At 34.5% G+C, this 12,237-nt stretch carries 11 protein-coding genes; 10 read left to right on the top strand and 1 reads right to left on the bottom strand.

Annotated features, from left to right (window positions below; translation table 11 throughout):
• Positions 1-370 precede the first annotated feature (370 nt).
• From GMB29_RS18415 to GMB29_RS18405, 3 genes are all read left to right on the top strand, one after another.
• Positions 371-1,606, top strand: a complete 1,236-nt coding sequence (locus GMB29_RS18415; RefSeq protein WP_136351433.1) for an ATP-grasp domain-containing protein — start codon at positions 371-373, stop codon at positions 1,604-1,606.
• 441 nt (positions 1,607-2,047) lie between these two features.
• Positions 2,048-2,794: a polysaccharide deacetylase family protein gene (locus GMB29_RS18410; RefSeq protein ID WP_136351431.1), complete on the top strand. Its 747-nt coding sequence runs from the start codon at positions 2,048-2,050 to the stop codon at positions 2,792-2,794.
• A gap of 224 nt (positions 2,795-3,018) precedes the next feature.
• Positions 3,019-3,258: an aldehyde dehydrogenase family protein gene (locus tag GMB29_RS18405; protein ID WP_136351429.1), complete on the top strand. Its 240-nt coding sequence runs from the start codon at positions 3,019-3,021 to the stop codon at positions 3,256-3,258.
• 525 nt (positions 3,259-3,783) lie between these two features.
• Here GMB29_RS18405 and GMB29_RS18400 read toward each other — a convergent pair.
• Entirely contained in the window at positions 3,784-4,296 is a 513-nt protein-coding gene (locus tag GMB29_RS18400) for a CBO0543 family protein (protein ID WP_136351427.1), read from the bottom strand.
• A 244-nt stretch (positions 4,297-4,540) separates the two neighbouring features.
• Between GMB29_RS18400 and GMB29_RS18395 the strand changes: the two genes are divergently transcribed.
• The 7 genes from GMB29_RS18395 to GMB29_RS18365 all read left to right on the top strand — a co-directional run bounded on the left by GMB29_RS18395 (position 4,541) and on the right by GMB29_RS18365 (position 12,070).
• Positions 4,541-5,212, top strand: coding sequence for a YknW family membrane protein (locus tag GMB29_RS18395; protein ID WP_136351425.1), 672 nt, complete (start codon positions 4,541-4,543; stop codon positions 5,210-5,212).
• A complete protein-coding gene (locus GMB29_RS18390; RefSeq protein WP_136351423.1) occupies positions 5,209-6,327 on the top strand; it encodes an efflux RND transporter periplasmic adaptor subunit in 1,119 nt (372 codons plus the stop codon). Before GMB29_RS18395 ends, GMB29_RS18390 begins: the two co-directional genes overlap by 4 nt.
• Positions 6,324-7,004 carry an ABC transporter ATP-binding protein gene (locus GMB29_RS18385; RefSeq protein ID WP_136351421.1) on the top strand — a complete coding sequence of 227 codons (681 nt, stop codon included), beginning with the start codon at positions 6,324-6,326 and terminating at the stop codon, positions 7,002-7,004. The genes GMB29_RS18390 and GMB29_RS18385 overlap by 4 nt, the downstream gene beginning before the upstream one ends.
• Positions 7,005-7,007: 3 nt before the next feature.
• Entirely contained in the window at positions 7,008-8,201 is a 1,194-nt protein-coding gene (locus tag GMB29_RS18380; RefSeq protein ID WP_136351419.1) for an ABC transporter permease, read from the top strand.
• Positions 8,202-8,496: 295 nt separating this feature from the next.
• Entirely contained in the window at positions 8,497-9,246 is a 750-nt protein-coding gene (locus GMB29_RS18375; RefSeq protein WP_136351417.1) for a DeoR/GlpR family DNA-binding transcription regulator, read from the top strand.
• Positions 9,247-9,274: 28 nt separating this feature from the next.
• Positions 9,275-10,186, top strand: a complete 912-nt coding sequence (pfkB, locus tag GMB29_RS18370; RefSeq protein ID WP_136351415.1) for a 1-phosphofructokinase — start codon at positions 9,275-9,277, stop codon at positions 10,184-10,186.
• A 12-nt stretch (positions 10,187-10,198) separates the two neighbouring features.
• Entirely contained in the window at positions 10,199-12,070 is a 1,872-nt protein-coding gene (locus GMB29_RS18365; RefSeq protein WP_155443917.1) for a PTS fructose transporter subunit IIABC, read from the top strand.
• The last annotated feature ends 167 nt before the right edge of the window (positions 12,071-12,237 follow it).

The following is a 12,237-nucleotide window of genomic DNA, read 5'->3' as shown; positions in this document are numbered from 1 at the left end:
TCCGTAATGAAAAATGAAGAATATCCGATGATGAATACAAATAACCCCGGTTTTGAACCGGGGTCATTTGTTTATCTAAGCTATTATTCTTTGAATCATCACGAATTTTCGTGACTAATTTAGCTAGTAAATATGTTTTGGAAGATTCGAAAAAGGGAAGAAAATGATGGAAAGAGTAAGACGAGCTCGAAATAAGGAACAAGTAATTGTTATTAATCAAATTAGTCATTTCAATTCAAGTCATTTTCTATTTAAAAGAGATAAATTCTATTTTCCTATTATTTATGATATAAAAATGATTTTTACCTTTATGTCATAAATGCTTATGTAACATTTTTACAAACAAGAATGATAATAGGAGGTTTTGTTAATGGGAGAAACAGCACAGCAATTAAAACTTATAGAAGATCAACAAGTAGAACAAATTCGTCCTTCTTATTGCATGCATGATATTTACGGAAAAGGTTTTATTTATAATCCAAAGTTATTTGCAGATGATTATCAGCATTTTGCTGGGGATTTGCAGAGCTTAGAAGCATTAACAGGGCGAGAACTTAGTGTAATTGGAGATATGCCGGTTATTTGCCATGCAGGTGCTGTCACAAAACAAGCATTATCATTGCTTAGAAAAGCGGGATTACACGTACCGACTGTTCAATATACTTACAGAACAGATAATGAATATCTGCAGTTGTTAAAAAAATTAGATAAAAAGAAGAAAAAATTAATCTTTCAATATCCACATCCGCAAGAAGAGGTTCCGCCAAATTTATCGTGGATTGAACCAGAACTGTTAGCATATTTATGTGATAAAAGAAGTATACCTGACCTAGTTCCCCCTGAAAATGTGCCTAAACGGAAAAAGATGAGCCTAAAGCAAATTTTGGAAGAAAAACCGGAACTGCCAATTGTCTTAAAAACGGGTGATGGCCGACCTACTTCAGGGGGATGCGGAGTCCTTCTTGTTGAAGAGGAAAAACAGCTATATGAAATCGACGAATCGTTTGGAGATTTATCTGAAATAATCGTAGAAGAATGGATACGATATGATGAAAATATCTCAGTTCATTATATGGTGAGCAAAAATGGGGAAATCAATTTCCTTGGTAAGTCAGAGCAAGTTGTTAATAAAGAAGGATGCTTCCGCGGAAGTTGGATCACTGTAGATGTTGAAGACAAAATAGCAGATATTGTTGAAACTGGCTATATAGTTATGAAGAATGTTGCGGAGAAAGGGTATGTTGGTGTTGCTGGTTTTGATGTCCTTATCCGCGGTGATCGTTATTATTTTATTGATTTAAATATTCGTTTTAATGCTTCAACATGCGGATTGTTTTTATATCATGAACTTCAAAAAAAATATGGAAAAGCAGTCGTGCGTCTTTGTAATCTAGAATGGGAAAAAGATTTTATTCAAATCGTACCCGTGATTGAAAAATACATGTCAAATAATCAATTTGTTCCATTAAGCTTACTTGATGCAAGTTATTTTCCAGGAGAAAATCGACCATCAAAAGTGATTGGCCTCGTAATTGGGGACTCTGTTAATGAGGTAGAGAGTGTGATGGATTTAATGGCGAATGAAGGTCTTTATCCTCGAGAATAATAAAAATAGATCTGATTTACGCTTAGGTAATTTATCCCTAAGCGTTTTTTAATATATAAAATATTTTCAGGCACTAAACCGTTAACTTAAATAAAGGCTCTTTTCAAAGAGATTGTTGCTTTTAATAAGAAAACTATTTAAGGTTGATTGGAGCAGATTGTGAGACTCCTGCGGGAACAGCGGGACATGTGAGACTCAAGCAGGCGTTTACGCCGAGGAGGCTTACCGCCCGCCCTGCGGAAAGCTGACATCTCTCTCTGCAGTCAACTACACCGCACTACTTGGTAAATAGTAACAAAGTTTGCCGAAACAGCCTAAATAAAAGATCCAAATATTCATTTTTTAAAATAGGATATGACCGATTCTATTTGTAGGAATTCATTATAAAAATTAAGAAATAATAAAATGAAAACATCATATTAAAAATAAAGTGGGGGTTTGATGAAAAAGATTTCGACGATATTGCTTTGTATTTTTTGTTTATTTCTCCCAACACAAGTAATAGCTGTGAAAAAAGTACCGATATTAATTTATCATTCAATAGACAATTATAAGGGCCTTGGTTCTAGAGAGCTTTATGTAACGCCAAAAAGTTTTGAAGAGCAAATGATTTATTTACGTGATCATGGCTATACCTTATTAACCTTTGAGCGCTGGCAAGAAATTGATAACGTGAACAAACCGATAATCATAACCTTTGATGATGGGTATAAAAATAATTTAAACGCATTTGCCATTTTTAAAAAAGTGAATAATGAGCGTTTTAAAGCTTCAGGTACAATCTTTGTGATCTCTGACTTTATCGATCGTTCAAACCGCTTAACCAAGGCTGAATTAAAAATGCTTGCTGATTCAGGTCTTTTTTCTATTCAGTCTCACACGGCAACACATCCTGATTTGACAAAGATAAATAATTATGAATATGAACTGAAAGGATCGAAAGAAAAAATACAACAAATAACAGGGAAGCCAGTTATCGCTCTTTCATATCCTTATGGGAATTTTAATGACAAGGTTGTAGCTGAAACAAAAAAGTATTATTCATTTGGACTTACGACGACACCTGAACTATTTTCTAAAAAGAAAATAAGAGATGAGCTTTATTTATTACCAAGGATCTATATTACTTATTCTACAACACTTGATGATTTTAAAAAGATCGTTCAAATTGATGAAACTGTGAACTAAATTAATTACGTAAATGTTCTTAGCACCGAATATTCAGAGCTTATTAACAAGAAATGATACTGCTATGTCATTTCCTTTTTCTGTAATGGTTCACATACAAGGATAACTATAATGAATTCGTTCAAAAGTATATTGAAAGAGTATAACAGATTCCTTATGGTGATCCAAAAGATCCAAAAAGAATAATTGGCTCATAAATTAACGAAAATCAGGCTGATAAAGCAATGAAGATTATTGAAGACGCAAAAGGAGAAGGAATTCAATTAGCTTTAGAAGGCAAACGAATTGGAAACCTAATAACTCCGTTTGTCTTTATAAATGTAGATAACGACAGTAAACGAGCCCAAACGGAATTATTTGCTCCTATATCTACCATTATTAAAGCACAATCAGATGAAAATGCTATTAAATTAGCAAATGATACTGAATATGATTTAGTTCAGCTATATTTACGGGGAATCTAGAGCAAGGAAGAGAGTTAGGTTTACAAGTAGAAAGAGGAATGACCAATCTTAATGATCAAACGGTAATGATACTCAGACTGTACCATTCGGAAGTACAAAGGCAAGTGGAATGGGGGGATTTGGAAACATATTGATCGATAATGAATTCACTGGGACAAAGTGGATTTCGGTACAAACTGAATATCAAAATATCCTTTTTGAACAAGACAGTCTTTCTGTCTTGTTTTTATATTCAATTATGTAAAGAATAGCTCTAACTTGAACTTTTTTAATTAAATTGCGCAGAAAATAAGGTTAGCATATTTTCTACATGAAACAATAAAAATTAATTAGGAGTCTTTCAATATTCCAGCTAGAAAAAAGATACGTAGCCCAATAAGGATACAATCCAAATTGGATTCTCACTAATAATAGTACTTAGAAATCGATTCGACCTTAGTTATCATTTTTATTACTAAATTTTTAGCAAATAACTAAAGGAAACACTAAATGCATTTGCCGGCATCCTACCGTTTCCTCATATGTTCATTTTAATTTACTAAATGGAGGATGGAAAAAAAGTAATAATAAAATGATTATTGGAATGGATACGAGAATTCCAATTAACAGTTTCTTGTAATGTAAGTATAAAGTTGGATACATGATGACATTAAATAGCAGCGACCACCATTCATTCCATCCGTTCTTATAGTCGAAAAACCCTTTCCTTAAGTAATAATATTCAATTAACCAAAAAGAAATAATCCATATAACAATATATGCAATTCCCTTCCAACCAACAGGAAAAAAGCGAAGATAAACAATAATAAAAAGAGGGATGATGAGAAAAGTAAATATAATTTCTGTGTTTGTATGATTTAACCATTTAAATAGATCCAGTTCGTACGACCAAAGTGTATGTTGATAAAAGATAAAATTATAAAGAAGGTTGCAAATAATATAGAATTGGATCGTTGGATAATATTCTTTCAACTGTTTTCTATCTACAAAAAGGAAAATTAATATGATGAAAATAGCAATTACCAATAATAAATACATAAAAGGCCTCTTTTATTAGAATAGTTCTTATAAAAATTATTCCCTGTAAATGTCATTTTATACGAATGAAAAATTCAATCAGAAAGAAATGAAGTTCGAAATAAATTTTACAAAATAATTATTTTAGAAGTCGGTAAATGATAATTATGGATTAATAATTTTTATATAAAAATACTAATTTGTGAAACTATTCCATTTTTTAGACGTATATGTAAATGAATACATAAATTGGAGGTAGATTTATATGGAACAAGAAACAGTACAGATTAAAAAGCCGTCATTATTTGGGATGATTTTCAGTCCTGGTGAACAGTTTGAGAGAATTCGAGAAAAGCCAGTCATTTGGTTTCCGTTAATCCTTTTGACAATCGTCATGACGGTCGTTTCTCTAATGTCGGCATTTAATATTGATTATTCAGCATTGCCAGGAATGGAAATGACTGCCGAAGATGCAGAAATCGCAAAAACGTTCGGAGTTGTCGGAGCAGCAATAACAGGTTTTTTTGCAGCACCAATAGGATATCTTTTTTTTGCACTTATTTTTTGGGGAATAACAAAGATTGCAAAATCTGATGCAACATATAAGCAAATGTTATCGATGACTATTTTTAGTAGCTTCATTGTTACGATTGGTCAACTTCTTAATCAACTAATCATCATGGCAATAGATGGTGATCCATTTATGATCACAACAAGCCTAAATAGTTTTATTGGTGAGACAGGTGTTTTAGGTGCAATCCTTAATTCAATTGAAGTGTTCAATATTTGGTATTATTTCTTATTAGCAATAGGACTTAATAAAGTAGCAAAGCTTTCTAAAACTACAGCCATTATTATTACCATCGTTTTCTTTGTTTTAGGACTTATTATCGCAGCAGTTTCTGGAGCAATGGAAGGATTAACACAAATTCAATGAAGAAAAAGATTTGGATCTCAATAGGGGTTGTAATACTAATATTAGGCTTAGTTGGCTTTAATGTATTTAGAACACTTGCTAAAGAAGAACTTACTGTCGAAACAGTAAAGGTAGACGAACGTGAAATCACTGGGAATGTAATGGTTCCAGGCACTTTATCTTTTAGTCAGGAAAACTATGTTTATTTAGATCCTGAAAAGGGTGAAGTGAAAGAAGTTCTTGTCAAAGAAGGTGACCAAATTGAAGTTGGAACTCCATTAGTACGTTATGAAAATGAACAACTTCAATTAGAAAAAGAACAAAATGCACTTTCAATTGAATCAGCCTATTTACGTATTAATCAAATTGATGATCAACTTGATGCATTAGACGAGAAAGAGGATGATTTATCGAAGCAAGTAAGTAAAGATGAAGCGGAAAAAACAGTTGAGGCTGAACGAGATCAGTTGAAAATTGATTTAAAAGTAGCAGATATTGAAGCAAGACAGGTTCAGTTACAAAAAGAAACCATCGAAAACAAGGTAAAGGAATTAGTAATTAAGAGTGACTTAGCTGGAACCGTACTTTCTGTTGATGAAGAAGCTATAGCAGGTATTTCTCAGACACCAATATTACATGTTGGAAAAAAAGGTAACTATGTTGTGAAAGCATCTATTTCAGAATACGATTCGTTAAAAATTAAAGAAAAGCAGCCAGTTATCCTTAAGTCTGATGTTTTACCTAATAAGGAATGGAAGGGTACAGTAACAAAAGTTGGACTATTGCCGCAACAAACTGAAAATGTCACGGTAAATGAAGATGCTGCAGTTCAATATCCAATTGAAGTATCAATTGATTCAAAAGATGTTGAAATAAAGCCAGGCTTTAAGCTCATTATGGAAATTGAAACTGAAAAGCGAACAGCTCTAGCACTTCCTTTAGAAGCAGTTAAGCAAGATGGAGAAGATTATTATGTATTTGTCGTTGAAAACGGAAAGGCAATGCGTAAAAAAGTAGAGACAGGTACAACAAATAATGAATTTATGGAAATAAAATCAGGCTTAACGAAAGAAGAGGAGGTTATCGTTCGTCCACCAGATAATCTCAAACAAGACATGGAAGTGAGTGTGAAATGATCAACCTTACTTCTATTACAAAAAGTTATAAAGTTGGGATAGAAACATTGAATGTTTTAAAAGATATTAACCTCACTATCCATAAGGGAGAGTTTGTTGCAATAATGGGTCCATCTGGATCTGGTAAATCAACGTTAATGAACGTAATTGGTTGTTTAGATAATCCAACTTCAGGAACTTATTTACTTGATAATGAGGATATTTCGACATATAAAGATGAAGAGCTTGCAAAAGTAAGAAATCTTTCAATCGGTTTTGTTTTTCAGCAATTTCAATTATTACCCCGATTAACAGCATTAAAAAATGTCGAGTTGCCAATGATATATGCGGGATATAGTAAAAAGGAAAGAGAAGAACGTGCGTGCCGTGCGCTTGAGAAGGTTGAACTTTCACAAAGAATGAAACACTTACCTAATGAGTTGTCAGGCGGACAAAAGCAGCGTGTGGCGATCGCAAGAGCCATTGTGAATGAACCTAAAATCATCTTGGCGGATGAACCTACAGGTGCACTTGATAGTCATACAAGTGTTGCGATAATGAATCAATTTACACAGTTAAATAAGGAAGGTACTACAGTTATTCTTGTAACACATGAGCGAGAGGTAGCAGACTATGCAAAACGAATCATTACGGTTAGGGATGGAATGATTCTCTCCGATGAAGAGCGGGGGAGATAATGTATGGGATTATCAGAAAATATGAAAATGGCGCTAAGTTCTGTACTTGCGCATAAGCTAAGATCGATTTTGACTATGCTGGGAATTATTATTGGTGTAGCATCTGTCATATTAGTCGTGGCAATCGGTCAAGGTGGGGAACAGTTATTAAAAACCTCTATAACAGGTCCTGGTAATACTATTGAAGTTTATTATGAGCCAAGTGAAGAGGAATTAATGTCAAATCCTAATGCTTATATGAATGCTGCTTTTACGCAGGAAGATGTCAATTCGTTAAGTAATATACCTGAGGTGAAAAAAGTCGTTGCTTCATCATCAGAATTCTTCACGTCACGATATCGAGAAGAAACTGCAGAAACAAGTGTGTACGGTGTGAACCAAGCATACATCGAAGTAAACGATTTAAAGATCCAATCAGGTCGAAATCTTTTGGAAGTAGATTTTATTGGCGGTACTCGTGTCGGAGTAATAAGTGATGAACTTATGAAAGAGATGTTTAATGGGAAAGATCCGATTGGTGAAGTAGTATGGATTAAAGGTCAGCCAATTGAAATTGTTGGTGTATTAGAAAAGCCTACTGGTATATTTGCCTTTGGGGCAATGGAGGTATATATCCCATGGAATACATTCCGTTCAACTTTCGGAATCTCTGACTATAATCAAGTTACCCTTCAAGCAATAAATGCTGATGTGATGAAAGAAGCTGGTGAAAAAGCAACAAATCTATTAAATACCGCACATAATACCGATGAGTCTTATAAAGTATTTAATATGGAAGAGATGGCAGCAGGAATTGGTCAAATCACAACAATCATGACGCTAATTATTGGATCGATTGCAGGAATCTCTCTAGTCGTTGGTGGAATTGGTGTCATGAATATTATGCTTGTTTCTGTTACAGAACGAACAAAGGAAATTGGTATAAGAAAAGCTTTAGGTGCAACAAAGCGGCAAATATTAACACAGTTCCTAATCGAATCAGTTACATTAACATTAATAGGTGGTATCATTGGGATAATTATAGGAGCAGTCGCTGCTAATATTGTATCCATTTTTGCAGGATGGCCGTCACTTATCTCATGGCAAGTAGTTGTTGGTGGATTATTATTCTCCATGTTTATAGGAGTCATTTTTGGTATGCTTCCAGCCAATAAAGCGGCACGTTTAAGCCCGATAGAAGCATTAAGATATGAATAAAATTAAAAAATCTCTCTTTTGAACAATTAATATCTCAAAAGTGGAGATTTTTTTGGGTTTTATCGAAATATGTGGCAAAAAAAGGATTCATTTAAAAGTGATTAAAAGGGCATAATTATTAGAAAAATTTAGTATTTCAATATAATTATAAGTGTTTTTGATTGATATTCGAAATATTTTTGATTGAATATGATAGAATGTGATATTTTATGATTGATTTTGAATGAAAGTGAAAGTATAATAAACATGAAATAACATTTGTATTCGCTTACAAAAGAGTAGGAGGTGTTATTGTATGTTAACTCCTGAACGACATCGACTAATATTAAAGGCTCTTAAAGAAAAAGAGTCAGTAAAGATACAAGAACTTGTCGATTTAACTAATTCATCTGAATCTACTATCCGACGTGATTTAACTTTATTAGAGGAAGAGAAATATTTAAAAAGAATCCATGGCGGCGCTGCTTTGCTTCAAGGAAAGCTTAAAGAGCCAAATATAATTGAGAAATCTGCAACAAACCTTCAACAAAAGAAATACATTGCAAAAGAAGCTGCTTCTTTGGTTGAGGAAGGTGATTGTATTTATTTAGATGCAGGGACTACTACTTTCCAGATGGTTGATTACTTGCCGATAGATAAAGAAATAGTCGTTGTGACAAACGGTTTAACAATGATTGAGCCGCTTATGAAAAATGGAATTAAAGCGTATCTAATCGGAGGTTTTATTAAACCTTCAACAGGAGCCATAATTGGACGAGGTGCTTTAACCTCATTAGAGCTGTATCGTTTTGATAAATGTTTTTTAGGTGTCAATGGAATCCATGTGGAATTTGGTTTTACAACTCCAGACCCAGAGGAAGCTGCAGTGAAAATGGCTGCCCTCCAGTTATCTAGAGAAAAATACGTGTTAGCTGATCACACTAAATTTGGTGAAATCTCGTTTTCAAAAATTGCCCACCTTACTGAAGCAAAAATAATTACGGATGAGGCAGAGGAGGATATCCTCCATCCATATTTGAAATATCTTTGGCGTACTAACTCTTAAAAAATATAGGAATAAAGGTCGTGAATGAATGATTTATACCGTGACATTAAATCCATCAGTTGATTACATCGTAAGTGTTGAACATTTTGAAATAGGTTCTTTGAACCGAACAGCTGCAGATACTAAATTTCCAGGCGGAAAAGGGATTAATGTATCACGCGTTATGAATCGATTAGGTGTCGAATCAAACGCATTAGGATTTATCGGAGGGTTTACTGGTACATTTGTCGAGGACTTCTTGAAAAATGAACACATTCAAACAAATTTTATTAAGGTTTCCGGTGATACACGCATTAATATTAAATTAAAGACCGAAGAGGAAACAGAGATAAATGGACAAGGTCCAATTATTACAGAAAGTCATCAAGAAGAATTTTTTGAAGCGTTTTACAAGATGAACAAGGATGACATCGTCGTATTAGCTGGAAGTATTCCAGGTACGTTACCAGCTTCGATTTATAAAAAAATCATTTTAATTTGTAATGAAAAAGGGATCAAAGTTGTGGCAGATGTCTCTGGAGAAGCACTAAAACAAGTTGTCTCTGAAAAGCCTTATTTAATAAAACCAAATCACCACGAGCTTGGTGAGTTATTTGGAACAGAAATCAAATCAGTTGAAGAAGCACTTATGTATGGTAAGAAATTAATTGAAAAAGGGGTTAAACATGTCATTGTTTCTCTAGCCGAGAAAGGTGCTTTGCTAATAACTGAAGATTATTCATATGTTGCCAATGTTCCAAAAGGTAAGGTATTAAATTCTGTTGGTGCTGGCGATTCAGTAGTAGGCGGATTTTTAAGTGCCTTATCAAAAAATTATTCGTTTGAAGAGGCTTTTAAACTTGGTGTAGCAGCTGGCAGTGCAACTGCATTTTCGCTTGAACTATGTACAAAAGAAAAAATAGAAGAGCTATTACCACATATTCAAGTGAAAAAGGTATAAGGGGGAAGAATTGTGAGAATTACAGAATTATTAACAAAAGATACGATTACATTGGATCTTAAATCAACATCAAAAGCAGATGTTATTCCTGAACTAGTTGATGTTTTGGATAAAGCAGGAAAGCTTATAGATAAAGAGGAGTATAAGCGTGCAATCTTTGCACGTGAACAGCAAAGTACTACTGGTATTGGCGATGGTATTGCCATTCCACATGCAAAGACAAATGCAGTAAAATATCCGGCAATTGTTTTTGGTCGTTCAAAAAGCGGTGTTGAATATGAAGCACTTGATGGACAACCAAGCTTTTTATTTTTTATGATTGCAGCAACAGAAGGTGCTAATAACACACACTTAGAGGCTCTTTCAAAATTATCTACTATTTTGATGAAACAGGAAGCACGTGAACAATTAGTATCTGCTGTAACTGCTGATGAAATCTTAGCCATTATTGATCAATATGATGAGCAAGAAGAAGAAGAAGAAGAAGAAGAAGTAACAACACCTAGTAGCGGTAAAATTTTGGCAGTTACAGCTTGTCCTACAGGAATCGCTCATACTTATATGGCGGCAGATGCACTAAAGGAAAAAGCAAAAGAAATGAATGTGCCGATTAAGGTAGAGACGAACGGTTCTGGAGGTGCAAAAAATGTTTTAACTCCTGCTGAGATTGAGGAAGCAACAGCTATTATCGTTGCCGCAGATAAGCAGGTTGATATGGAGCGATTTAAAGGAAAACATGTCATTATTGTCCCTGTAGCTGATGGCCTTAGAAAGCCTAAAGAGTTAATAGAACGAGCAATGAATCAAGAAGCTTCAATTTATCAAGGCAGCGGCGAGGCTAAAAAAGATAATCATCGTTCTGAACGTAATGGCTTTTATAAACATTTAATGAATGGTGTTTCAAACATGCTGCCATTCGTTGTCGGCGGAGGTATCTTAATTGCCCTTTCCTTTATGTTTGGAATTCAATCAGCGAATCCAGATCATGAATCATATAATGTATTTGCTGAAGCCTTAAGTACAATCGGGGGTGGCAATGCATTTGGACTAATGATTCCAGTATTAGCCGGATTTATCGCTATGAGTATTGCTGACCGCCCGGGACTTGCACCTGGTATGGTCGGAGGTTTTATGGCAGCTCAAGGCGGCGCCGGTTTCTTAGGTGGATTGATTGCAGGATTTTTAGCAGGTTATATTGTTGTTTTACTCAAAAAACTTTTATCTACCTTGCCGGCTTCATTGGAAGGAATTAAGCCAGTATTATTATATCCTGTGCTTAGTATTTTTTCAGTTGGTATGATTATGTTCTTTGTTGTAAATAAGCCAGTTAGTGCACTTAACGTACTTATTAGTGACTTTTTAGGCGGGTTAGGGACTGGTAATTTAATTCTTCTTGGATTGCTTCTCGGTGGAATGATGGCAATAGATATGGGTGGTCCGATTAACAAAGCAGCTTTTACATTTGGAATTGCCATGATTGATGCCGGCAATTTTGCACCGCATGCAGCAGTTATGGCTGGAGGAATGGTACCTCCATTAGGAATTGCGCTGGCAACAACATGTTTCCGCAGTAAATTTACGAAGCGTGAAAGAGAAGCAGGAATAACGTGCTATATTATGGGAGCATCTTTTATTACTGAGGGTGCAATACCGTTTGCTGCATCAGATCCAGCTCGAGTAATTCCGTCTGTTGTTACAGGTTCAGCAGTTGCAGGGGCATTAGCAATGTTTTTTGGGAATGGTTTAAGGGCGCCACACGGCGGTGCATTTGTCATTCCTTTAGTTGAAGGTAATCCTTTCCTTTATTTATTAGCTATTTTAATTGGAGCTGTTATTACAGCTATCATGCTAGGTATTCTTAAAAAGCCTGTTAATGAAAAATAAATAGCAAATAGCAGAATAGACAGTTGATCAAAATATATCAACTGTCTGTTTTTTTTTTGAAGTCTCTTATAGTATTTAGCAAGTAACAAATTCGAACAGCTGTTGATTGTTGTGGATAAGCGAGACTCCTGCGGAGACTTCAGAGGCCGCCCGCAATCTAGGTTATT

Source organism: Metabacillus sediminilitoris (assembly GCF_009720625.1).
In the GTDB taxonomy this organism is placed as follows: Bacteria; Bacillota; Bacilli; order Bacillales; family Bacillaceae; genus Metabacillus; species Metabacillus sediminilitoris.
Note: the sequence above shows the minus strand (reverse complement) of the source record. Positions and strands in the feature narration are given on the sequence as shown.